Source organism: Mesorhizobium sp. C120A, from assembly GCF_030323105.1.
GTDB lineage: Bacteria > Pseudomonadota > Alphaproteobacteria > Rhizobiales > Rhizobiaceae > Mesorhizobium.
Window position 1 is genome coordinate 1,282,169 of record NZ_CP100476.1, and the last position, 20,661, is coordinate 1,302,829.

25 protein-coding genes are annotated in these 20,661 nt (G+C 62.5%); 13 read left to right on the forward strand and 12 right to left on the reverse strand.

The features are described 5' to 3' along the window. Window positions 1–87 precede the first annotated feature (87 nt). The 4 genes from NL532_RS06305 to NL532_RS06320 all read right to left on the reverse strand — a co-directional run bounded on the left by NL532_RS06305 (window position 88) and on the right by NL532_RS06320 (window position 5,019). The gene (locus NL532_RS06305; protein ID WP_023828371.1) at window positions 88–2,469 is read right to left on the reverse strand and encodes a xanthine dehydrogenase family protein molybdopterin-binding subunit; all 2,382 of its coding nucleotides are present in this window, start codon (window positions 2,467–2,469) and stop codon (window positions 88–90) included. Next, window positions 2,466–3,458, reverse strand: a complete 993-nt coding sequence (locus NL532_RS06310) for an FAD binding domain-containing protein (protein ID WP_023711641.1) — start codon at window positions 3,456–3,458, stop codon at window positions 2,466–2,468. The genes NL532_RS06305 and NL532_RS06310 overlap by 4 nt, the downstream gene beginning before the upstream one ends. Further along, on the reverse strand, window positions 3,455–3,946 hold the full coding sequence (locus NL532_RS06315) for a (2Fe-2S)-binding protein (RefSeq protein ID WP_023711642.1): 492 nt from the start codon (window positions 3,944–3,946) through the stop codon (window positions 3,455–3,457). The genes NL532_RS06310 and NL532_RS06315 overlap by 4 nt, the downstream gene beginning before the upstream one ends. Before the next feature lie 239 nt (window positions 3,947–4,185). After that, window positions 4,186–5,019, reverse strand: coding sequence for an SDR family oxidoreductase (locus tag NL532_RS06320; RefSeq protein ID WP_031202736.1), 834 nt, complete (start codon window positions 5,017–5,019; stop codon window positions 4,186–4,188). Between the two features lie 155 nt (window positions 5,020–5,174). Between NL532_RS06320 and NL532_RS06325 the strand changes: the two genes are divergently transcribed. Beyond that, window positions 5,175–6,068 carry a LysR family transcriptional regulator gene (locus NL532_RS06325; protein WP_023828373.1) on the forward strand — a complete coding sequence of 298 codons (894 nt, stop codon included), beginning with the start codon at window positions 5,175–5,177 and terminating at the stop codon, window positions 6,066–6,068. A gap of 307 nt (window positions 6,069–6,375) precedes the next feature. Here the strand turns inward: NL532_RS06325 and NL532_RS06330 are convergent, their stop codons facing one another. Beyond that, window positions 6,376–6,963, reverse strand: a complete 588-nt coding sequence (locus NL532_RS06330) for a TetR/AcrR family transcriptional regulator (protein WP_023828374.1) — start codon at window positions 6,961–6,963, stop codon at window positions 6,376–6,378. Between the two features lie 102 nt (window positions 6,964–7,065). Here NL532_RS06330 and NL532_RS06335 point away from each other — a divergent pair, with 102 nt between their 5' ends. Both NL532_RS06335 and NL532_RS06340 read left to right on the forward strand, forming a co-directional pair. Beyond that, entirely contained in the window at window positions 7,066–7,881 is an 816-nt protein-coding gene (locus NL532_RS06335; protein ID WP_023748328.1) for an oxidoreductase, read from the forward strand. Between the two features lie 68 nt (window positions 7,882–7,949). Continuing rightward, window positions 7,950–8,951, forward strand: a complete 1,002-nt coding sequence (locus tag NL532_RS06340) for an NADP-dependent oxidoreductase (protein ID WP_023748329.1) — start codon at window positions 7,950–7,952, stop codon at window positions 8,949–8,951. A 96-nt stretch (window positions 8,952–9,047) separates the two neighbouring features. Here NL532_RS06340 and NL532_RS06345 read toward each other — a convergent pair whose 3' ends face one another. Further along, window positions 9,048–9,965: a polyprenyl synthetase family protein gene (locus NL532_RS06345; protein ID WP_023733044.1), complete on the reverse strand. Its 918-nt coding sequence runs from the start codon at window positions 9,963–9,965 to the stop codon at window positions 9,048–9,050. Between the two features lie 132 nt (window positions 9,966–10,097). On the opposite strand from NL532_RS06345, the gene NL532_RS06350 reads away from it, so the two are divergent. The 4 genes from NL532_RS06350 to NL532_RS06365 all read left to right on the forward strand — a co-directional run bounded on the left by NL532_RS06350 (window position 10,098) and on the right by NL532_RS06365 (window position 12,882). Continuing rightward, a complete protein-coding gene (locus NL532_RS06350) occupies window positions 10,098–10,805 on the forward strand; it encodes a biosynthetic peptidoglycan transglycosylase (RefSeq protein ID WP_050587122.1) in 708 nt (235 codons plus the stop codon). A gap of 153 nt (window positions 10,806–10,958) precedes the next feature. Further along, complete coding sequence (gene rpmF / locus NL532_RS06355) at window positions 10,959–11,141, forward strand: 50S ribosomal protein L32 (protein ID WP_008834724.1); 183 nt, start codon at window positions 10,959–10,961, stop codon at window positions 11,139–11,141. Between the two features lie 198 nt (window positions 11,142–11,339). Next, a complete protein-coding gene (locus NL532_RS06360; protein WP_023693659.1) occupies window positions 11,340–12,287 on the forward strand; it encodes an agmatinase in 948 nt (315 codons plus the stop codon). 193 nt (window positions 12,288–12,480) lie between these two features. After that, window positions 12,481–12,882, forward strand: coding sequence for a hypothetical protein (locus NL532_RS06365; RefSeq protein ID WP_023670154.1), 402 nt, complete (start codon window positions 12,481–12,483; stop codon window positions 12,880–12,882). Window positions 12,883–13,004: 122 nt separating this feature from the next. On the opposite strand, the gene NL532_RS06370 is transcribed toward NL532_RS06365, so the two are convergent. The 3 genes from NL532_RS06370 to NL532_RS06380 all read right to left on the reverse strand — a co-directional run bounded on the left by NL532_RS06370 (window position 13,005) and on the right by NL532_RS06380 (window position 14,453). Continuing rightward, a complete protein-coding gene (locus NL532_RS06370) occupies window positions 13,005–13,436 on the reverse strand; it encodes a GlcG/HbpS family heme-binding protein (RefSeq protein WP_023733046.1) in 432 nt (143 codons plus the stop codon). 176 nt (window positions 13,437–13,612) lie between these two features. Next, on the reverse strand, window positions 13,613–13,846 hold the full coding sequence (locus NL532_RS06375) for a hypothetical protein (protein WP_023670152.1): 234 nt from the start codon (window positions 13,844–13,846) through the stop codon (window positions 13,613–13,615). Between the two features lie 79 nt (window positions 13,847–13,925). Then, window positions 13,926–14,453 carry a winged helix-turn-helix transcriptional regulator gene (locus NL532_RS06380; protein ID WP_023754138.1) on the reverse strand — a complete coding sequence of 176 codons (528 nt, stop codon included), beginning with the start codon at window positions 14,451–14,453 and terminating at the stop codon, window positions 13,926–13,928. Between the two features lie 113 nt (window positions 14,454–14,566). Here NL532_RS06380 and NL532_RS06385 point away from each other — a divergent pair, with 113 nt between their 5' ends. From NL532_RS06385 to NL532_RS06405, 5 genes are all read left to right on the forward strand, one after another. Then, window positions 14,567–15,400: an alpha/beta fold hydrolase gene (locus tag NL532_RS06385; protein ID WP_023754139.1), complete on the forward strand. Its 834-nt coding sequence runs from the start codon at window positions 14,567–14,569 to the stop codon at window positions 15,398–15,400. A 116-nt stretch (window positions 15,401–15,516) separates the two neighbouring features. Further along, window positions 15,517–16,173: a glutathione S-transferase family protein gene (locus NL532_RS06390; protein ID WP_023683999.1), complete on the forward strand. Its 657-nt coding sequence runs from the start codon at window positions 15,517–15,519 to the stop codon at window positions 16,171–16,173. Window positions 16,174–16,178: 5 nt separating this feature from the next. After that, complete coding sequence (locus tag NL532_RS06395) at window positions 16,179–16,505, forward strand: ArsR/SmtB family transcription factor (RefSeq protein ID WP_031202741.1); 327 nt, start codon at window positions 16,179–16,181, stop codon at window positions 16,503–16,505. 23 nt (window positions 16,506–16,528) lie between these two features. Further along, the gene (locus tag NL532_RS06400; RefSeq protein ID WP_032900010.1) at window positions 16,529–16,903 is read left to right on the forward strand and encodes a nuclear transport factor 2 family protein; all 375 of its coding nucleotides are present in this window, start codon (window positions 16,529–16,531) and stop codon (window positions 16,901–16,903) included. A 16-nt stretch (window positions 16,904–16,919) separates the two neighbouring features. Continuing rightward, window positions 16,920–17,384, forward strand: coding sequence for an SRPBCC family protein (locus NL532_RS06405; RefSeq protein WP_023670148.1), 465 nt, complete (start codon window positions 16,920–16,922; stop codon window positions 17,382–17,384). Window positions 17,385–17,413: 29 nt separating this feature from the next. Here the strand turns inward: NL532_RS06405 and NL532_RS06410 are convergent, their stop codons facing one another. The 3 genes from NL532_RS06410 to NL532_RS06420 are packed head-to-tail and all read right to left on the reverse strand — an operon-like array spanning window position 17,414 to window position 19,238. Beyond that, entirely contained in the window at window positions 17,414–17,677 is a 264-nt protein-coding gene (locus NL532_RS06410) for an ArsR/SmtB family transcription factor (RefSeq protein WP_023670147.1), read from the reverse strand. 32 nt (window positions 17,678–17,709) lie between these two features. After that, complete coding sequence (locus NL532_RS06415; RefSeq protein WP_348524263.1) at window positions 17,710–19,017, reverse strand: MFS transporter; 1,308 nt, start codon at window positions 19,015–19,017, stop codon at window positions 17,710–17,712. Window positions 19,018–19,043: 26 nt separating this feature from the next. Next, on the reverse strand, window positions 19,044–19,238 hold the full coding sequence (locus NL532_RS06420; RefSeq protein ID WP_023701314.1) for a DUF1192 domain-containing protein: 195 nt from the start codon (window positions 19,236–19,238) through the stop codon (window positions 19,044–19,046). 146 nt (window positions 19,239–19,384) lie between these two features. Between NL532_RS06420 and NL532_RS06425 the strand changes: the two genes are divergently transcribed. Beyond that, window positions 19,385–20,395 carry an NAD(P)H-quinone oxidoreductase gene (locus tag NL532_RS06425; RefSeq protein WP_032893124.1) on the forward strand — a complete coding sequence of 337 codons (1,011 nt, stop codon included), beginning with the start codon at window positions 19,385–19,387 and terminating at the stop codon, window positions 20,393–20,395. The last annotated feature ends 266 nt before the right edge of the window (window positions 20,396–20,661 follow it).

A 20,661-nucleotide genomic window follows, 5' to 3' on the forward strand; every position in this document is an offset into this window, starting at 1 on the left:
CCCAGTTTTGCCTTGGGTTTAGAATCGTTGTTTTTGCATGCTCGCCTATTTGCGAGCCTGAGGGTCACCAGGGCGCATCGACCGAACTCAAACGAGCTTTTCCAGCGTGATCGGAAGGCTTCGAATGCGTTTGCCGGTCGCGTGGAAGACGGCATTGCCGATCGCAGGTGCGACCCCTACGACACCGATCTCGCCGACGCCTTTGCCGCCAAGAGCGGTTGCCTGCATGTCCGGAATTCCAACCGAAATCACCTGGATGTCGGGCACATCGGCGTTAACCGGGACGGCATAGTCGGCAAAATTCGCGTTGATGGTGCGCCCGTCTCGCTGGTCGACGTAACCTTCTTCCAGGAGAGCCTGCCCGAGACCCATGACCATACCGCCGATCCACTGGCTTTCCGCAAGCTTCGGATTGAAGATCCTGCCGCTATCGAATGCCGAGACCATGCGCTTGACGCGGATCGTGCCAAAATCCTCATCGATCCGAACTTCCACGAAATGCGCACACCAGCTATGGGCCGAGACGCCTCCTTCCACAGCGCCCTTCAACTGGGCGAAACTGCGGTCAGCTCCGTTCTTCATCTCCTCGGTGGCGCCGGGAGCAAAGGTGTTACCCTCGATTTCCAGTTTGTCTTTGCCCACTGCCTTCAACAGTTCCGCGATGCTGAGACCGCCGTTCGGCCGTCGGGTCGGTCGCACCGAGCCGTTTTCGAACGTAAGGTCACTCGCCTTCGAGGCTGCCAGTGGCGACTTCGGATCCGATGCGGCAAGCGCCAGCAAGGCGTCCCGTGCATTCCTGGTCGCCTTGTCCACCGCTCCCGTCAGGTTGTTGGCCTGCTGGGAGCCGCCAGCGAGCGCCGATCTGGGGAGGAGGGTATCACCCAGCCGCACCGCGACTGTCTCAACAGGAACGCCCAGAGCGTCAGCCGCTGTCTGGGCGAGAATGGTATAGGTCCCCGTTCCCATGTCGGTGCCCGCGCTGAGGACTTCGATCTGTCCACTGGCATGGAGTACGATCTTGGCTTCGCTCGCGGTACGGATCATGGGGTATGACCCGGCGGCCATTCCATAACCGATCAACTCGCGGCCTTCGCGCATCGAGCGAGGGGCCGGGTTCCGGTTCCACCAGCCGAAGGCTTCCGCGCCCACGGCATAGGCTTCGCGTAACTGTCGAGTGCTCCACTTCATCCCATTGCTGGGATCCGTCTCCGCCCAGTTGGCAAGGCGCAGCGTGACCGGATCCATGCTGAGCGCGTACGCCAGCTCGTCGATCGCGCTTTCCACAGCATAGGCACTGGGGTTTTCGCCGGGGCCCCGTTTCCAGCCGGGCTGGACCGTATTGACCGGGACGACGTTGAGACGTGAAGAAAAGTTCGGCGTCGCATACATGATCTTCGTCACATTGTTGCAAGCCTCGATATGGACTTCGTCAATCGCCGTCTCGTTCCAGCTCTCATGGACGATCGAGCTTATCTTTCCGTCCTTCGAGGCTCCGATTGAGAGTGTCTGCCGTGTCGCCGGTCGGCCGCCAAGGCCGGTAAAGGTCTGCGGCCGCGTGAGAGAAACCTTGATCGGCCTGCCCAGTTTCCGCGAGGCCGCGCAAGCCAGCCCCACATGCGGATGTGCCCCGATCTTGGACCCGAACCCACCGCCGACATAGGGCGAGATCACCCGCACATTCTCGATGTCGATGCCGAGCCATTCCGACACGACGCTCCGTGCCCCGCCAACCCACTGGCTGGGCTCCCAGACGGTGATTTTCCCGTTGTCCCAGGAAGCGATGCACGCATGCGGCTCCATCGGCACATTGTATTCGCGTGACGTCGTGTAAGTGACGTCTACCTTGACCTCGGCATTGGCCAACGCTGTCGCCGCATCGCCCCACGCGGCACCCATCTCATCGATGGGCTGCACTTTTGCCTTGGGATCGTTGATGTCGAGAATAGGGTCGCCGTCCTCATATTCGATCTTGAGAAGACTTGCCGCTTCCGTTGCCTGCTCAAAGGTTTCTGCGACCACGAGCGCGATATGCATGCCGTTGAAACGGACCACATCGTCTTGAATTGGGGTAAATTCCTCGGTCGCTCCGCCGCCCTTGCTGTAGACGGTCGGCTTGTTGAGCTTCAGGGAATTCTGCGCGGTGTAGACATCCAGGACACCCGGTAGAGCCTTGGCGGCCGACGTATCGATACTGACGATACGCCCTGCCGGCCGCGTCGATTGGACAGTTACGCCATAGGCCAGGTTCTCCAGCTTCTGCTCGATCGCATAGCGAGCCTGCCCGGTTACTTTCAACGGGCCTTCGGCGCGGGAAAGCCTGGCACCGAGAGCTGGCGCCTTGGCGGGGACGGTCTCAGCCGCAACGGCTTTTGACGAGAGATCGACAGCGGCGCCAGCGACAGCGGCTACGCCGGCGCCGAGCTTCAAGACGGTGCGGCGGTTGAGTTCGAACGCGTTACCATGTGTCATGCGATACCTCCTACCGTCATCAGGGCGCGGGCCACGACCTTCGGTGCCAGTTCAACCTTGAATGCGTTATGTCCGCTCGACTTCGCGCCGTCGCCGGCGGCTGACGAGGCGCTACGAATCGTCGCCTCGTCGAGCGTCTTTCCCTTGAGCAAATTTTCGACGGCGCGCAGGCGCCAGGGTTTGGTGGCGAGGCCGCCGACCGCGATGCGTACTTCGCGAATTGTCTTGCCATCGGCTTCCAATTCGATTCCGACAGCAGCGCTGGCCGCGGCGAACTCGTACGACGCGCGATCCCGGACCTTGAGATAATGCGAGCGTTCCAGGGCTGCCGAACGCGGGATCTCGATCCCGACGACCATCTCGCCGGCCGACAGCTCATGCTCAAGGTGCGGGGTATCGCCAGGGAGAAGGAAGAATTCGTCGGCGGGAATTTTGCGTTCGGAAGCTCCCCGGATGATGACCGTGGCGTCGAATGCCACCAGGGAAACCGCAAAATCTCCGGGGTAGATTGCTATGCACGCGTCACTCGTGCCGAGCACCGCGTGGTTGCGGTTGACGCCGCCAAGGGCAGCGCATCCGGAACCTGGATTGCGCTTGTTGCAGTTCGAATAAGCGCCCGGGTCCCGGAAGTAGGTGCAACGGGTTCGCTGCATCAAGTTTCCACCGATGGACGCCATGTTGCGCAGCTGTGCCGAGGCAGCGCGCCACAGGCTTTCGGAAAGCACCGGCGCAGCCTGCTTGATATCGGCGTGGTCGGCGACCTTGCTCATCTTGGCGAGCGCACCGATGCGAATGGCATCCGCCGATACCTCGATCGTGTCCAGGCCGGAAAGGCGCGTGATGTCGACCACCCGCGCAGGACGCTCGACATTCAGCTTCATGAGGTCAAGAAGCGTGGTCCCACCGGCGAGAAATCTTGTCTCTGGCTTGGCAGCCTCGGCAAGCGCCCTCGCGGCATCTTTGGCGCGGAGATACTCGAAAGGTCTCATAGTGCTGCCTCCTTCTTCAGGCGGCTGGCGGCATCGCGCACCGCGGCGACGATATGGGGGTAAGCGCCGCACCGGCAGATGTTGCCGCTCATGTATTCGCGGATGTCCTCGTCCGTATCGGCGTGGCCCTCACGAATGCATGCAACGGCCGACATGATCTGACCGGGGGTGCAATAGCCGCACTGGAATGCATCGTGCTCGATGAACGCGGTCTGGACTGCGTGCATCACGCCGTCGGCAGCCTGGAGGCCCTCGATCGTCGTGACCTGACGGCCTTCGACCTGGGCCGCCAGCGTCAGGCAGCTCAATACCCGCTCGCCGTCGACGTGGACGGTACAGGCGCCGCACTGCCCATGATCACAGCCTTTTTTCGTGCCGGGCAGGTTGGCATGCTCGCGTAGTGCATCCAGCAGAGTCACGCGTACATCAAGATTGAACTGGTGGCGCCGGCTGTTGATGTCCAAGGCTAGCTGTCGGTGCTCTGGCATGTCGTCTCCTCGAGTGGCGGGCGGGATATAGGACGCGAAGCTAATCGGACCGACGACGCCTGGCGGCATCAGTGGGAAAGGGAACGTCCATTCCGAAGTTCGGTCGTTGGCCGGTTGCCCAACGGTCAACCCTCAGGAGAGCACGGGCGCGACATTCGGATTAGCCCCCAGAATTCGCATGAGCCTATCGATGGCGCTCATAAATAGACCTGCGACGACGGCAGTGCTGGATGCGACGTTCAGCTGTCGAAGGCCAGTGAGCCGGATAGCTCCTCATGGGCATCGACCTGCTGCTGCAGCAGAGCGAGTTTCTGCCTGACCATTGCAAGAGCATCGGCACCGGCGATGAACCGACGGGGCAGCTCCGGCTTGTCGACCAGAGTGATCAACGCCTGCGCGAGTTTGGCGGGGTCGCCGATTTGCTGGCCGTTCGCGGCTTTCCAACTCGTTATCTGCTGGGCGCGACGTTCGCTGTAATCGCTGACGAATGACGGAGCATATTGAGTGGATTCGTCCGTCAGCAGCTCCGTGCGGAAAAATCCGGGGTTCACGATCATCGTTTCAATGCCGAACGGCGCCACCTCGGCTTGCAGTGACTCGATCCAGCCATCAACGCCGAACTTTGCCGCGGCGTATGCAGAACAGAACTCAAAGCCGACCAGGCCGGCCGTCGATGAGATGGCAATGACCTTGCCAGAACCCTGCGCGCGCATGACCGGCAGGACTGCGCGGGTGACGTTCATGGCGCCGGTCAGGGTGGACGCGAGCTGAAGTTCGATATGGGCCGGAGTCAGGTCCTCGAAATAGCCGGCATAGAAGCCCGCGGCATTGTTGACGAGCACGTCGAGGCGACCAAAGCGGTCCAGGGTTGCCTTCACCGCGGCGTCGGCGTCGGCCGGCTTGGTCACGTCCAACGTGACGACCAAAAGATTGTCCGACTGCCCGATCGCCTTGGCGACCCGATCTGGGTTACGACCGGTCGCAACGACCTTATCGCCGATGGCCAGGACCGCTTTGGCAAAGTCGAGGCCCATGCCTCGCCCTGCGCCGGTAATCATCCATACTCTGTTCATAGGCATATCCTTCATGGCCGGTATCTTTCAGTTTATGCTGCGTTGGCTTGTGGCACGTCCGTCTCAGCGTTCGTTGTCTGCCTGGTGAAATAGCGAATAGGACTCGATACGATTAGCCTCTATAATCTGCATGAAGTTAGAAATGGGATTGATAAATGAGGCGCGGAGATTTCAGCGAGCTGGCAGTCTTCATCGCCGTAGCAGAGGCGGGCAGCTTCACACGCGCCGCAGCAAAGCTTGGTCTATCGCAGTCGGCGCTCAGTTACGCTGTCAGAACGCTGGAACAGCGCATGGGAGTCCGGCTGATCTCACGCACCACCCGCAGCCTGTCCGTGACGGTAGCTGGAGAGCGCTTGCTGCGAAGCCTGCGACCGGCCTTCGATCACATCGAAAGCGAGATCGCCGCCGTCGCCGCCCTGCGCGACAAGCCCACTGGCCTCATTCGCCTGACGACATTCCGGTATGCTGCCAAATCAGTACTGTGGCCCGTCATCGCCAAACTCCTTCTGCAGTATCCCGATATCGAAGTGGAATTGAGCCTGGACGAAGGTCTGGTTGACATCGTTGCAAGCAAATTCGACGCCGGTATCCGGATCGGCGAGCAGGTCCAGAAGGACATGGTGGCAGTAAGGATCGGCCCGGACCTGCGTATGGCGGTGGTTGGATCACCGTCGTATTTTGCAACCCGAACGGTTCCAAAGACACCGCGCGAACTTGGGGAACACAAAGGCATCAGCTACCGTCAGAAGACCAGCGGCGGGCTCTTTGCCTGGGAGTTCGAAAAAGGCGGTGAGGAACTTGAAGTCAGGATGAATGGCCCCCTCATTATCAATGACGGGGAAATGCTGGAGGCTGCGGCCCTCGACGGCCTCGGGCTAGCATACACGTTTGAGAGCCAGGTCGCTCCGTTCATCGCAGACGGACGCCTGATCCGGGTGCTGGAAGACTGGTGCCAACCCTTCCCGGGCTATCACCTCTATTATCCCAGCCGACGCCAGCACACTGCAGCGTTCGCTCTTCTTGTGGAGGCACTCGGTCTCAAGGCGTGACTGAGGGGCGAAACACGCCGCTCTAACTTGGCAAAGTGAGTTATCCCTCCTCATCAGCACGATTTTCGGGCGTCCAATCGATTTCCTCCGTCGCAAGTTACCCCCCTTACGGACTGCGTCGCGGTGGCCGTCCGATTCCGAGCCATGAAGCTGCCAGTCGCTTCCGGCCCTAATGCGGTCATTCCCTGATGCAGGTTGAGATGGCCTCGTGCTGGCAATGGCCGATGACTTTAGGCAAAGCGACCCTTCTTGTAATGCGGCCCGCCATGATGAGGATGTCAGGCTCTTTGCTGCTGCCGCTCTATCTCTAAATGGATGCCTTCTCGCCGTCACGTGGCTGGATCAGCCTGCGCGCGGCATCTGCTCCTGCCGCAAGGAAGCGATCCGACAATTCGGTCCCTGCCACCGCGCGGGCCAGTTGAAGCGCGCCGATGAGGGTCGCAAAGACGCCCATGGCAACGCCTTCCGGATCCCTGGCCTGCGGAAGCGCTGCAGACAGCTGACGCACCAGAACCAGCAAGCGTTCGGTATAGACTTGTCGCGTTTCGAGCGGCTGACGCGCGAGTTCCGGGAGCAGCGCGGCGTTGGCGCAGCCGGCTCCCGGATTGTCCCGGTGCCCGGCTGACAGATACGCCGCTATGCCCATCTCCGGACCACCGGCTGCCAATACCTCCTGCAGTTGCTGCGACTGGGCCTCCAGTGCCGCTACAAGGCTTTCACGCACAAGCTCCGCCTTGGACTGGAAATGCGGATAGAAGGCTCCGTTCGTCAGTCCGGCGTCGCCCATGATGGCTGCCAGTCCGGACGCGGCGATGCCGTCACCGCGAAAACGCTGGGCTGCGACCTCGACGATGCGATCGCGAGAGGCGTCCTTTCGGCCCTTTTCGTAGCGCATGGCGCTCTTCCTTTCTGCTATTGCATTATAGGTGTAATGTGATATTACGATCATAATTCAATCAACGGCAAAAAGCTAGCCCTCATGTCTGTGGAGTATCAAATGAGTACCCTTTCGGGAAGAACCGCAGTCGTGACCGGAGCCTCTTCGGGCATCGGCCGCGCCAGTGCCGAGGCCTTGGCGCGGGCGGGGTATACCGTCTTCGGGACAAGCCGCAGCAAGGCCGGCAACGGCCCGGCTAAGGTGTCCATGCTGACCTGCGACGTGACCGACGGGGAGTCCGTCAGCGCCCTCGTTGCAACCGTGCTGGCCCAGACCGGTCGTATCGATCTGCTGGTGAACAATGCCGGTGTCGGCCTGCTTGGCGGCGCCGAGGAATCTTCGGTCGCACAGGTGCAGGCTCTGTTCGACGTCAATCTGTTCGGCGTCATGCGCATGACCAATGCGGTGTTGCCGTCGATGCGGCGCCGCGGCCAAGGGCGCATCGTCAACATCGGCTCGATTCTAGGATTGGTGCCCGCGCCATACTCAGCGCACTACTCGGCGGTCAAGCACGCGCTGGAGGGCTATTCGGAATCGCTCGATCATGAGGTTCGCGCCTTCAACATTCGCGTCTCGGTCATCGAGCCGGCATTCGTGCGCACCGTCTTCGACCAGAACGGCATCGAGCCGGATTCCCTGTTGAAGGACTACGATCAGGCGCGCGCCGGTCTCAAGGCGCTGCTTGCCGATGTGATGCCCAAAGCCGACCGGCCGGAAGTGGTGGCGGATGTGGTCGTCAAGGCAGCGACCGACGCCCGTCCGCGACGGCGCTATACCGCAGGGAAGGCAGCGCGCCAGGTCAGCCTGCTGCGCCGCTTCGCCCCCGCGGGGATGTTCGACAAGACCTTGCGCAAGCAGTTCCGCCTGCCTGTCTGAACAACGGTGGGACGGAGAATTTCACACACAAACGGCACACCAACGGACACTCTCAGAAAGTCACTGCCATGAAGGCATTCGTTGTCGATAAATATAGCAAGAAAGGCATTTTGCGGCTGGCCGAGATGCCGGAGCCGGAGCTGCTGGACAATGACGTCCTGGTCGAGGTCCATGCCGCCGGGGTGAACCTGCTGGATTCCAAAATCAGGACCGGCGAATTCAAACTCGTCCTTCCCTATCGCCGGCCCTTCATCCTCGGTCACGACGTTGCCGGGAGGGTTGTCAGGGTGGGCTCGAAAGTCCGCAAATTCAAACCCGGCGACGCCGTCTATGCGCGGCCGCGCGACGGCCGGATCGGGACATTCGCCGAATTCATCGCAATCGATGAAGCCGACGTGGCGCTGAAGCCGGCGAACCTCAGCATGGAAGAGGCGGCCTCGATCCCGCTGGTCGGTCTGACCGCCTGGCAGGCTCTCATCGAGAGGGCGGGTCTGAAGACAGGCCAGAAGATCTTCATCCAGGCTGGCTCCGGCGGCGTGGGGACATTCGCCATCCAATTGGCAAAGCACCTCGGCGCGATCGTTGCGACAACAGCGGGCGCGGCAAGCAACGATCTGGTCAGGGATCTCGGCGCCGATGTCGTCGTCGACTACAGGAAGGACGACTTCGAGAAAATCCTGTCGGGCTACGACGTCGTCCTGAACAGCCAGGACGCCAAGACGCTTGAGAAATCCCTGACTGTGCTGAAACCGGGTGGGAAGCTCATCTCGATTTCCGGTCCTCCGGATCCCGAATTTGCCTGGAAACAGGGACTGAACGTGGTGCTAAGGCTGCTGCTGCGGCTGCTGAGCCGTGGTATCAGGACCAAAGCCAAGCGCCGGGGCGTGGGATTTTCGTTCCTGTTCATGTCGGCGCAAGGTGAGCAGCTGAGCAAAATCACGTCCCTCATCGAAGATGGGGCGATTCGCCCGGTCGTCGACAGGGTCTTTCCTTTTGAAGCGACCAATGAGGCGCTGGCTTACGTCGAAACAGGACGCGCCAAGGGCAAGGTCGTCGTCAAGGTCAGATAGCGCGCCCAGTTGCTTTGGGGCATTTGAGAGACACCAAGCAAGGCAGCGCAAGGCCGACAAATTCCGAAAACGGTTCGGCATCCGATTGCCCAAACCTCAGTTGTTGCGGATTGCCACGAAGCTTGCCGCTGCCTTCAGCAAGGCTGCCTGTTCACCGTAAGGCTCAAGCAATTCATGGGCCTGCTTGACCAGCCCATGGAGCTGGCTGCGCGCCCAGTTCGCGCCATGCAGCGCCACCAGCGTCGCCTTGCCGGCGGCTGCGTCCTTGCCGGTCGCCTTGCCCATCTGGCTGGCATCGGCGGTCAGGTCGAGCAGGTCGTCGGCAAGCTGGAAGGCAAGCCCGACCGCCGAGCCGAATTCGGCCAGCCGGTCGCGGTCCTGCGGTGCGGCGCCGGCAATGATCGCGCCGGCTTCGCAGGCGAAGCGGATCAGCGCGCCGGTTTTCATCGCCTGCAGCCGGATAATGCCGGCTTCGTCCGGCCTGTTGCGCTCGGCTTCGAGGTCGAGCGTCTGCCCGCCAACCATGCCCCCGGTGCCAGCCGCGCGCGCCAGCGCCAGCACCAGCGCCGCCCTGCGCTCCGCCGGCAGCGCCGTCGCCTCATCGGCGAGGACATCGAAGGCAAGCGTCAGAAGCGCATCGCCGGCAAGTATGGCGGTAGCTTCATCGAAGGCCTTGTGCACGGTCGGCTGGCCGCGGCGCAGATCGTCGTCGTCCATGGCAGGCAGATCGTCATGGATCAGCGAATAGCAATGCACGCATTCGAGCGCCGCCGCCACGCGCATCGCCGCCTCGCCATCGGCGCCAAAAAGGGCGGCACTTTCCATGACCAGGAAGGGGCGCAGCCGCTTGCCGCCGTTCAGCACGCCATGGCGCATGGCCGCCATCAGACGCTCCGGTCGGGCGATCTCGCCGGCAAGCGTGCGGCCGTCGAGCAGCAGCCTGAGCCCGGCCTCGATCGCCGCCGCCCGCCCCAGAAGTGCGGCCTCAAAGGCCAATTGCTCGTCTTTCGTCATGGCCGGGAGCGGTAGCCGACACTCAGACGTTGCGCAAGAAGCCTCGCGCCATTATGCCGGAGGCGGGAGAGTGGCGCGGGTGGGGGCGGCTTGACGGAACCGATCGTCGATCATGAAACCGAAGGGTTTGAGATGGCGCGACCAAGGCGCGTGAACCGCGCCGGTCTGAAGCGCCTGGCACGGCGCGGCCTGGTCGTCGCCGTCGTGCTGGCGGCGATACCCATTGTGCTGACCTTCCTCTATCTGCCGTCCTTCGTGCATCCGATATCGACCTTGATGGTCAAAGACCTCGCGACCTTCTCCGGTTACGACCGGCGCTGGGTGTCGATCGACGATGTGTCCCCGGTGCTGGCCAATTCGGTGATCATGTCGGAGGACGGGCAATTCTGCTTCCATCGCGGCATCGATCTCGGCGAATTGCGCGGCGTCGTCGACGATGCGCTGGCCGGCGAGGCGACGCGCGGCGCCTCGACCATCACCATGCAGACGGTGAAGAACCTTTTCCTGTGGTCGCGGCCGCTGGGCTCGGTGCGCAAGGTGGTCGAACTGCCGCTGGCCGTCTATTTCGACGCGGTGATGTCGAAACGGCGGATCATGGAGATCTACCTCAACATCGCCGAATGGGGGCCGGGCATTTACGGCATCGAGGCGGCGGCGCAGCACCATTTCGGCGTTTCGGCCAAACAGCTGTCGCGGCGGCAGGCGGCATTGCTGGCCGTCTCGCTGCCCAATCCGATCGCCCGCAATCCGGCCAAGCCCGGTCCGGGTCTGCGGCGGCTGGCGTCGCTGATCGAACGCCGCGCCGGCCGTTCGGGCGCGTATGTCGGTTGTCTTGATTAGGTAGAACCGCTGCCAGTTCAAAAAAAATCGCCACGGTGCTGGCCAAAACGGCGCAGGGCGTGTATAGGCACCCGACTTTCTCAGATTATGGCCCTGACGCGGCCCTTTCACGAGGGCTATCGGGGCATTTTGACCATGTAGTGGAGCATATCCATGGCCGTTCCGAAACGAAAAACCTCTCCGTCCAAGCGCGGCATGCGCCGCTCGGCCGACGCTCTCAAGGCCCCGACCTATGTCGAGGACAAGAATTCCGGCGAAATGCGCCGCCCGCACCATATCGACCTGAAGACCGGCATGTATCGCGGTCGCCAGGTGCTGACGCCCAAGGAAAGCTGAGACCAGCTTTCGAAGGGTTTGAATGCCAAAAGAACCGGCCATTGGCCGGTTTTTTTTGCGTTTGGTGCGCCGCGCCGCCAACTATGCCAAAGACCGGGCGTCCGTGGCGATACAAGCTGCGGCGGCGGTGCTGTATTGAGTCCGCATGCCTTGTCGCGGCGCTTCCGCGCGATGATCGACCGGCTTCAGAGGGACCGCATGACCAAGCTCACCACAGCACCCCGCGATGTCTTCCAGACCTTCATGAACTTCCCGCTGGTCGAGGACCTCGATGCGCTGAAGGCGGATGTCGCCATCATCGGCATGCCTTACGGCAGTCCCTACACGATCGACGAGCTGGTCAACGACCAGACCAACGCGCCGACCGCGGTGCGGCGCGCCTCGCAGCGCATCAGCCTCGGGCTCGACCGCTATGATTTCGACATTGGCGGAACCCTGTTCGACGGGCAGGACGTCAAGGTGGTCGATGTCGGCGATGTTCCCGGCGATGCCGCCGGCGGCCACTACAGGTTGGCCGAAACGGCGATCCGCAAGATCCGCGTCGCCGGCGCCTTGCCGATCACCATTGGCGGCGATCACGGCATTCCAATCCCGATCCTGCGGGCGCTTGACGACGAAGGGCCGATCACCCTGGTTCAGATCGATGCCCATCTCGACTGGCGCGACAATGTCAACGGGGTCAGGGAAGGCTATTCCAGCCCCATCCGCCGCGCTTCGGAGATGGCGCATATAGCCGGGATTTTCCAGCTCGGCATCCGCGGCCAGGGCAGCGCCCGGCTCGAGGAGGTCGAGGCGGCCCGCGCCTACGGCTCCAACATCGTCACCGCCAATGAATGGCAGGATATCGGTACGGCGGCGCTGCTCAAGCGCATCCCGGACCGTGGCCGCTATTACCTGACCATCGATGCCGACGGTCTCGATCCCGCTGTCATGCCGGCGGTCGAAGGGCCGGCGCCTGGCGGCATCAGCTACCGGCAGACGATCGAACTGATCAAGGGCCTGTTCGCCAAGGGACGTGTCGTCGGCATCGACATCGTCGAGATCGCGCCGGCGCGCGACGTCAACGAGATCACCTCGATGACCGCCGGCCTTTTCATCCTCAACGCTATCGGCGCCGCCGTGCGGACAGGCCAGTTCAAGCGCTGAATCCCGGCGTGTCGGTGGTCAGCCGGGGCAACTGTGGCTGACAGGGTTGTTTCGCGCGGTCTTTTTCCGTGTTTGCGGGCGCTAGCGAAAAATCTTGACGGCGTGCCTGCGGGGCATTCTACAGAAGGTGCCCCCATTGTTTAGGCAATTCCTTGGGAAACCGCTTTCCTGGAATTGCTAGAGGAGACGCCTGATGTTCGGTGCCATCCCGCTGCTGATCGTGCCCTTCGTGGCCTACAATCTCGGACTCCTCGGAATATTCGGCAGCGGCGACGATCCGTGGGCGACCGAGATCTTCTCGTTCAGCATGATGTCGGGCGGAGTGTTTTCGATGACGCTCGGCGACTTGATGGTCGTGATCGGGCTGATCTTCCTGTTCCTCGAAATGGTGAAGTCGGTGCGCACCACGAACGCTTCGATCATGGACCATCTGTTGTCGACGCTGGTCTTCGTGGCGTTCCTGGTCGAGTTCCTGCTGGTGAAGGGCGCGGCGCACTCCGTCTTCTTCACGCTGATGGTGATCGCCCTGTTCGATGTGCTGGCCGGGTTTTCGGTGTCGATGCGGTCGGCGAGTAGAGACATAAATTTGAACTAGCCGCCTTCGTTGGATGGTCGCATCCGTTCGCGATTGGCGTGGCTGCTCTTTCTGGTCGTCATCCCAGGGTCTTCGCGACGGAGTTTCGCTCCTGCTTCGCCCTGGGATGACGAAGCTCCCCCTCAGCCCGGATCGGCGGTGAAGCCCGCCGCTTCGATGCCGGCGATGGCGGCGGCCTCGTCATTGTCCGACGTATCGCCCGAAATTCCGACGGCGCCGATGACGGCGCCTGCCTTGTCGCGGATCAACACGCCGCCGACGACCGGCAATACGCGTCCACCCGAAACGTCCGAAATGCCGGCGACGAGATGCGGCCGCTCCTTGGCGAAAGCCTCGACACGGCGCGAGCCCATGCCGATGGCCAGCGCCCCATAGGCCTTGCCGGCCGACATTTGCGGGCGCAGGAACGAGGCGCCGTCCTGACGCTGGAAGGCGACGAGATGCGCGCCGGCATCCAGCACGGAAACGCCGAGCGGTTTGAGCTTCATCTCGGCGCCCTTGGCGAAGGCGGCGTCGATGATGTGCTTGGCTTTTTCGAGGGTCAGTGCGGTCATGGCTGTCTCCTGATCAAAACGCGTCAATCATCGACCTGACATGCGGGATGCGAAATCCCGGTTGCGGTTGAAATTGCTTCGCGCGGGAAAGCGGAATGGCGGGCTTTTGCGGATCGTGGCACATGGCGGATACGATCCCGCCGGCATCAGATCGGATGTCGATGAAGAAGACCGCGCTATTTTTTCTTGGCTCGGGCCGCTTTCTTGACCGGAGCGGCGGGGGCGTTGGCGAGGTCTTCCGCTTCCTTGGCAAGGCGCAATGCCCGGAGCTTGTTGGTCTTGGCCTGGCGGGCGTCGGCCTCGGCGACATACTCCGCCATCGCCTTTTGCCGCACCGTGGCGGCCTCTTCCTGCTTCTTGAAACGCATATCCGCCCTGGCGCGGGCAGTATCCTTAGAGTTCTCGACCAAGAGCGTTATCCAATCCCATAAATTATGTTTTTCAGCCCCTTGATAGCAGAGCCGGCCTGATAATGGGGAAATAAGTTGGTCAAGCGGCCGGGGCCTCGATGCCGCTCGACGCCTTGCGGGCGACCACCGCCTCATATCCGGCCTGCAATGTAGCGCGGACGGAAGGCCGCGCGGGTGTGGCGACAGGCGTGCCCAGATGGTCGTGGCGCAACTCGTCCATGAACTGCTCCCACATTGGCGGTCCGCCTTTCTCCAGCAGCTCGGCCCGGATCGAAAGCTCCTCGCTCACCGGCAGCCAGACGCGGCCCCAAGCGCCGAGATGCGCCATGATCGGCACCAGCGTGATGGCCATCTCGGTCAGGCTGTAGATCGCCTTCTGCTTGTGCGAGGGGTCGTCGGCCTTGGTCAGCATGCCGAGTTCCATCAGCCGCTTCAGCCGGTCGGCCAGGATATTGGAAGCGATGCCCTCGATCGAGCCGTTGAGCAGTTCGCGAAAGTGGCGTTTGCCGCCAAAAATCATGTCGCGCAGGATGATCAGGCTCCAGCGATCGCCGAACACTTCCAGCGACAGATTGATAGGGCATCCCGAGCGGTGTTCGGTTTTCATCCGACTCTCTCAAAAACCAGTTGCATTATCGTATCAGTTTTATTATCGTGCAACCGATTGCAAAACGCAATCAGTTTGGTTGACCTTTGATTGGCCGATGCGAGGAGAGTCCCATGACACGGGCCGCAGCACCCGAAATCGTCTCCCAGACGTTTGGGGATCCCGGCGATCCAACCGTTCTGCTGATCATGGGCGCCATGGCCTCGATGCTGTGGGGGCCGGAGGCGCTCTGCAAAAAACTCGCCAGCGAGGGCCGTTTCGTGATCCGCTACGACAATCGCGATACCGGCCTGTCGACCAAATATGCGCCGGGCGAGCCGCCGTATACCTTCGACGACATGGCGGACGATGCGGTGCGCGTCCTCGACGGTTGCGGCATCGGCGAGGCGCATGTGGTCGGGATGTCGATGGGCGGCATGATCGCGCAACGACTGGTGTTGAAACATCCCTCGCGTGTCATCACACTGACGGTGATCAGCAGTTCGCCGGTGGGGATCGATACATCGCACCTGCCGGGGACGACCGAGGCCTATATGGAGCACTCGGCCGATGGCGCCAAGGTCGATTGGTCGGACCGCGACCAGGTGATCGGCTTCGTCGTCAAGGATGCGCGTGCGATCGCCAGCACCGCGCATCCCTTCGACGAGAAGGCGATGCGCGCGTTCGTCCAACAGGACTACGACCGATCCGGCGGCTTCCTGAGCGCGACTAACCATTTCATGCTGAAGGGCTGCGAGGATCTGAAAGGACGCCTGCGCGAGATCAAGGTTCCGCTGCTCGTCATTCACGGGACATCGGATCCGATCTTTCCGGTCGAGCATGGCGCAGCCCTTGCCGACGCTGTTGCCGGCGGGCGGCTTGTCCGCGTCGAAGGCGGTGGCCACGAACTGCATCCCGACGACTGGGGCACGATCGTCGCCGCCATCGTGGCGCATACCGAACCCTGAAGGCGGTCTGGAACCTTGACACATTCGCCTCATGGAAATAGTTAAGTAAATGCTTCAGTGTCGGCGCTGGCTGGCACCGCTCCAGCATCGACGAACCGCAAACAGACAAGCAAAAAATGTCCCTGACGTTCCATTTCCATCCGCTGGCATCGTTCTGCTGGAAACCGCTGATTGCGTTTTACGAGAACGATACGCCCTTTACGCCGGTTATCGTCGACCTCGGCGACGAGCAGTCGCGGGCAGCATTCCTGAAGGTGTCGCCGACCGGCAAGATGCCGGCGCTGCGTGACGATGCACGCAATCGCACGGTGCTGGAATCGACCATCGTCATCGAATATCTGGCCGCGCATTATCCCGGGCCGGTCGAGCTCATCCCGGCCGAGGCCGACCTTGCTCTCCAGGTCCGCCAGGCCGACCGTTTCTACGATTTCTACGTGCAGGCTCCGATGCAGAAGATCGTCGGCGACAGGTTGCGCCCGCAGGACAAGACCGATCCGTTCGGGGTCGAGGAAGCGCGCGCGCAACTGCGCAACGCCTATGCGATCATCGAGGAGGAGATGCGTTCGAAAATCTGGGCGGCCGGCCCCACCTTCACCATGGCCGACTGCGCGGCCTCGCCGGCGCTGTTCTACGCCAACAAGGTCGAGCCGTTCGGCGACAGCTATCCGGCCGTGAAACACTACCACGACCGCCTGCTCAAGCGGCCGTCCTTCGCCCGGGTGGTCGAGGAGGCGCAGCCCTACTTCAAGTTCTTTCCCTACAATAACGGCTGATCGCGATGCTGCACGATCCCGCCCAGCTCGACCTGATGTTCCAGGCGCTCGCAGACCCGGCCAGGCGCAGCATGGTCGAACGGCTGTCGCGTGGGCCGGCCTCGGTCAGCCAGTTGGCCGAACCGCTGGCGATGTCGCTGTCGGCCGTCGTCCAGCATCTCAAGGTGCTCGAAGCAAGCGGGCTGGTGCGCTCGGAAAAGCTCGGCCGCGTGCGCACCTGCCAGATCGCGCCGCAGGCGCTGCGCAGCGCAGAACACTGGATCAACGAACGGCGGCTGACATGGGAGCGTCGGCTCGACCGGCTCGGCGATTTTCTCGCCGGGACCGAATGACCTGAAGCAGAGGAGAAATGACCATGCCCGGCAAAAGCAGAGCGGAGTTGATCCGCGGCTATTTTTCCGCCTACCAGGCGAATAACAAGGCTGCCGTCGCGGCGGTGCTCGCCGACGATTTCACCTTCACCAGCCCCTATGACGACGCCATCGACCGTGCGACCTATTTCGAGCGCTGCTGGCCGGACAACCCGGCCTTCAGCTCGATCGTCATCGAGCGGATATGCGAGGACGAGGACGCCGCCTTTGTCCTCTATCGCTGCGAGACGGCGGACGGAAAGACCTTCCGCAACACCGAACTGCATCTGTTCCATGGCGACAGGTTGCGCGCCGTCGAAGTCTATTTCGGCGCGTCCTATCGCGACGGCGTCTTCGTCGCGCAGAAACCATCAAGCTGACCAAGAGGACCCGACCATGGCCGAACGATCCGTCGTCCACTCCACCTTCGTCCTCGAGCGCCTCTATCCGGTTGCGCCGGCGAAAGTCTATTTCGCGCTCAGCGATCCGGCCGCCAAGCGGCGCTGGTTCGCCGACCCCGACAACCCGATGACCCACAGGCACGAAATGGATTTTTGCGTCGGCGGCCAGGAGGTCAATGCCGGCGGGCCGAAGGACGGGCCGATCCACACCTATACCGCCACCTATCAGGACATCGTGCCCAACCAGCGCATCGTCTACAGCTACGACATGCTGTTCGGTGATGTCAGAATCTCGGTTTCGCTGGCGACAATTGAGCTTCGCCCGGAAGGCACGGGCACGCGTCTGGTGCTCACCGAGCAGGGCGCGTTTCTCGATGGGCACGACACACCGTCATCGCGCGAGCATGGTACCGGATTCCTGCTCGATGCGCTGGGCAAGGCGCTGGCAACGGACACTTGAAAGCCAGGGAGGCGAGCTGGAATCGCGGCCTATGCTTCCCAGAACTGATCAAGCCAAATATTGAGCTTGAGGAAGCCGCCACTGCTGACTGTATAGACCCGCCTCGTGCCCTCGGCCTTGGCCTGAACCAGACCGGCGTCCAGCAACACTTTCAAATGCTGGGACACGGCCGGGCGGGAGACTGGCAGGCCCGAAGCCAGTTCGTTGACGGTTTTCGGGCCACGCCGGAGCTCTTCCAGAAGATAGCGCCGGTTGGGGTCCGCAATCGCCATGAAGGCGTCAGAAAAGATCATGCCTATACTTGTGGGGCAAAGCTTTTCAAATCTCAACCGTCGGCTTCCGCTTTTCTGAGCCGCAGTGCTTCAGGGGTGACCGAGCGATCGGCCGGCTGGGTCTTGAAGGCGTCGCGGTCTTCGATCGGCACCGGCGCGCGGCGGCTGATGCGCAGCAACGTGTAGGCGGCGAGGCTGAGATGCGCCAGCGCGGTGGCCAGGAACAGGCCTTCGGGGCGGAGCCAACCCATCAGGGCGGCAGCCAGCAGGGGCCCGATCATGGTTCCGAAGCCATACAGAAGCAGCAGGCCGCCCGAGACCTTGACGAAATCCTCCGATCGGGCGTGGTCGTTGGCATGCGCCACGGCGATCGAATAGAGCGTGTAGGCAAAGGCGCCGTAGGCGGCGGCGAAGACAATGACGAGGACGGCGGAACGCGGTTCGAACAGGAAGATCAGGATGGCGAACAGTGCGGCGCCGAAAGCCGCGCCCGCCAGCACGAAACGGCGGTCGGTCTTGTCGGAGAGGCGTCCGGCCGGAAGCTGCATGGCCGCGCCGGCAATAACGACAAGGCTCATCATCAGTGCGATCTGGGCGGTGGAGATGCCGATACGGGCGCCGTAGACGGCGCCAAGCGTGCCCCAGGCGCCATTGGCGATGCCGACCAACAGGCAGGCGATCGCCGACACCGGCGAGTTGGCGTAGAGACCTTTGACGTCGAGCTTGACGTCCTGCAAAGGCTTGGGAGACGAAGCCGACGACACCGCGGTCGGGATCAGCGACAGGCAGAACAATATGCCGGTGATCATGAACAGCGACGCCGATCTGACGTCGCCGCCGGCAACGATCATCTGGCCGCCCATGATCGAGGCATAGGTGACCATCATGTAGAGGCCGAAGACGGTGCCGCGGTTCTCGTTGGTGGCCTTCTCGTTCAGCCAGCTTTCGATGACCATGAAGGCTCCGGCCATGGTGAAGCCGGTGAAGGCGCGCAGCAGGATCCAGACATATTCGTCGATGATCAGGCCGGTAAGCAACGCCACGATGGCGCCCGAAGCGGCAAAGGCGCCGAACGCCCGGACGTGGCCGGCGCGGCGCACCAGGCGCGGTGCGAAGAAGCAGCCGGTGACGAAGCCACCGGCCCAGGCCGTGCCCATCAGACCGAGCGATGCGGTCGAAAACCCTTCGATCTGGCCGCGCAACGGCAACAACAGGCCGTGCAGCCCCGAAGCCGCGAGCAGGAAAGCGGTGCCGCGAAGCAGCGAGAGGATCGGCCTGTAGCTTGCAAACATTGTTTGATCCGTCTGGAGATTGTTGGCGGGGTCTGAAGACAGGCGCATTCGGGCTTTTCGGCGGCGGATGCTCAACGCCGAAACTAATGCGAAAACTAGCCGCGGCGAAACAGGGCTTCGGCCGCCGATTTGGTGCTGCCCTTGGTCTGGAGTTCGGCTTCGAGCCGGGCAATCTCCTCGCGCAGGATGCTGATCCGTTCGGTCAGGTCACCGACCGAAAGCAGCGCCAGATCCTGTCCGATCTCATGCGGGCGGGCTTTCTTTTTGGGTTCGTCGTCGAAGATCGCCATCGTCGCTCCTCCCTATTCAGTATTGGGCTGGTTTGGCCATTTGCCTGATCCGGCAATCAGCATACATAGGGCAGGGGCGTAGATGCAAACAGCCGGCAAGAAGCTGGCAGCCGGCGACAGACCGCCGGACCGAGACGGGAAATTTCATGGCGAGCGGACATAAAATTCCAGCCACAATGACGGCCATCGCGATCTCGCAACCGGGCGGGCCGCGGGTGCTGAAACCGGAAACGCGCGACGTGCCGGTGCCTGGTCCCGGCGAAATCCTGATCCGGGTGCGTGCGGCCGGCGTCAACCGCCCCGACGTGCAGCAGCGCAAGGGCGCCTATCCGGCGCCGCCCGGCGCTTCCGACCTGCCCGGTCTCGAGGCATCGGGCGAAGTGGCCGCCCTTGGCGACGAGATATCGCGCTGGCGCATCGGCGACCGGGTCTGCGCGCTGACGCCGGGGGGCGGTTATGCCGAATATGTCAAGGTTCATGCCGGCAGCGTGCTGCCGCTGCCCGCCGGCTTCACCCACACGGAGGCGGCCGCGGTTCCGGAAAACTATTTCACCGTCTGGCACAATGTGTTCGAGCGCGGCGGCCTGAAAAAGGGTGAGACGCTGCTGGTCCATGGCGGCTCATCGGGCATCGGCACCACGGCGATCCAGCTGGCGTCGGCCTTCGGCGCCTATGTCGTCACCACCGCCGGCAGCAAGGAAAAATGCGACGCCTGCCTGAAGCTCGGCGCCGACCGGGCGATCAACTACCGCGAGGAGGATTTCGTCGCGGCGGTCAAGGATGCGACCGGCGGCAAGGGGGCCGACGTCATTCTCGACATGGTCGGCGGCGACTATATCGCGCGCAACTACGAGGCCGCCGCGGTCGAGGGCAGGATCGTCCAGATCGCCGTCCAGGCCGGCGCGGTGGCGAGCGCCGATTTCTCGAAAATCATGGTCAAGCGGCTGACCCACACCGGCTCGACGCTGCGGCCTCGCACGGTCGAGTTCAAGGCGGCGCTCGCCGCCGCACTGGAAGCACAGGTGTGGCCGCTGCTCGGCACCCGGAAGGTAGCGCCGGTGATGGACATGATCTTCCCGCTGACCGACGCCTGGCGGGCGCATGAGCGCCTGGAAGAGGGCGAGCATATAGGCAAGATCGTTCTCGACGTCGGCTAGATGGGGCGAGATTCAGGTGAGGCCGGCCTGCGAATGGCGGCTCCCTGCGCTTCCGGCCTTCGCCGGCCGAAGCCCTCATGAGGGTTGCGGCAGTTAAGGCTACGGCCGGCGTAGGCCGGTTCTCGGGAGCCGCCATTCTCGGCTCGGCCTGGCCTGAATCTCGCCCCATGCTCCGCGCTCAGCCTGTCGGCAAGATGAACAGAAGCTTAATGCTGCAATGCAGCATTTGCATTGCGGCTATGCAAAGACGTCTGTTCAATTCGTGG

Excerpts from the sequence above, each read along its gene's own strand:
- NL532_RS06370 (WP_023733046.1), bottom strand. The coding sequence starts at position 13,436 with ATGACCGCACTGACCCTCGAAAAAGCCAAGCACATCATCGACGCCGCC.
- NL532_RS06325 (WP_023828373.1), top strand. The coding sequence starts at position 5,175 with ATGAGGCGCGGAGATTTCAGCGAGCTGGCAGTCTTCATCGCCGTAGCA.
- NL532_RS06335 (WP_023748328.1), top strand. The coding sequence starts at position 7,066 with ATGAGTACCCTTTCGGGAAGAACCGCAGTCGTGACCGGAGCCTCTTCG.
- NL532_RS06410 (WP_023670147.1), bottom strand. The coding sequence starts at position 17,677 with ATGATCTTTTCTGACGCCTTCATGGCGATTGCGGACCCCAACCGGCGC.
- NL532_RS06350 (WP_050587122.1), top strand. The coding sequence starts at position 10,098 with ATGGCGCGACCAAGGCGCGTGAACCGCGCCGGTCTGAAGCGCCTGGCA.
- NL532_RS06330 (WP_023828374.1), bottom strand. The coding sequence starts at position 6,963 with ATGCGCTACGAAAAGGGCCGAAAGGACGCCTCTCGCGATCGCATCGTC.
- NL532_RS06365 (WP_023670154.1), top strand. The coding sequence starts at position 12,481 with ATGTTCGGTGCCATCCCGCTGCTGATCGTGCCCTTCGTGGCCTACAAT.
- NL532_RS06315 (WP_023711642.1), bottom strand. The coding sequence starts at position 3,946 with ATGCCAGAGCACCGACAGCTAGCCTTGGACATCAACAGCCGGCGCCAC.
- NL532_RS06320 (WP_031202736.1), bottom strand. The coding sequence starts at position 5,019 with ATGAACAGAGTATGGATGATTACCGGCGCAGGGCGAGGCATGGGCCTC.
- NL532_RS06385 (WP_023754139.1), top strand. The coding sequence starts at position 14,567 with ATGACACGGGCCGCAGCACCCGAAATCGTCTCCCAGACGTTTGGGGAT.
- NL532_RS06395 (WP_031202741.1), top strand. The coding sequence starts at position 16,179 with ATGCTGCACGATCCCGCCCAGCTCGACCTGATGTTCCAGGCGCTCGCA.
- NL532_RS06405 (WP_023670148.1), top strand. The coding sequence starts at position 16,920 with ATGGCCGAACGATCCGTCGTCCACTCCACCTTCGTCCTCGAGCGCCTC.
- NL532_RS06380 (WP_023754138.1), bottom strand. The coding sequence starts at position 14,453 with ATGAAAACCGAACACCGCTCGGGATGCCCTATCAATCTGTCGCTGGAA.
- NL532_RS06305 (WP_023828371.1), bottom strand. The coding sequence starts at position 2,469 with ATGACACATGGTAACGCGTTCGAACTCAACCGCCGCACCGTCTTGAAG.
- NL532_RS06310 (WP_023711641.1), bottom strand. The coding sequence starts at position 3,458 with ATGAGACCTTTCGAGTATCTCCGCGCCAAAGATGCCGCGAGGGCGCTT.
- rpmF (WP_008834724.1), top strand. The coding sequence starts at position 10,959 with ATGGCCGTTCCGAAACGAAAAACCTCTCCGTCCAAGCGCGGCATGCGC.
- NL532_RS06340 (WP_023748329.1), top strand. The coding sequence starts at position 7,950 with ATGAAGGCATTCGTTGTCGATAAATATAGCAAGAAAGGCATTTTGCGG.
- NL532_RS06390 (WP_023683999.1), top strand. The coding sequence starts at position 15,517 with ATGTCCCTGACGTTCCATTTCCATCCGCTGGCATCGTTCTGCTGGAAA.
- NL532_RS06345 (WP_023733044.1), bottom strand. The coding sequence starts at position 9,965 with ATGACGAAAGACGAGCAATTGGCCTTTGAGGCCGCACTTCTGGGGCGG.
- NL532_RS06425 (WP_032893124.1), top strand. The coding sequence starts at position 19,385 with ATGGCGAGCGGACATAAAATTCCAGCCACAATGACGGCCATCGCGATC.
- NL532_RS06400 (WP_032900010.1), top strand. The coding sequence starts at position 16,529 with ATGCCCGGCAAAAGCAGAGCGGAGTTGATCCGCGGCTATTTTTCCGCC.
- NL532_RS06420 (WP_023701314.1), bottom strand. The coding sequence starts at position 19,238 with ATGGCGATCTTCGACGACGAACCCAAAAAGAAAGCCCGCCCGCATGAG.
- NL532_RS06360 (WP_023693659.1), top strand. The coding sequence starts at position 11,340 with ATGACCAAGCTCACCACAGCACCCCGCGATGTCTTCCAGACCTTCATG.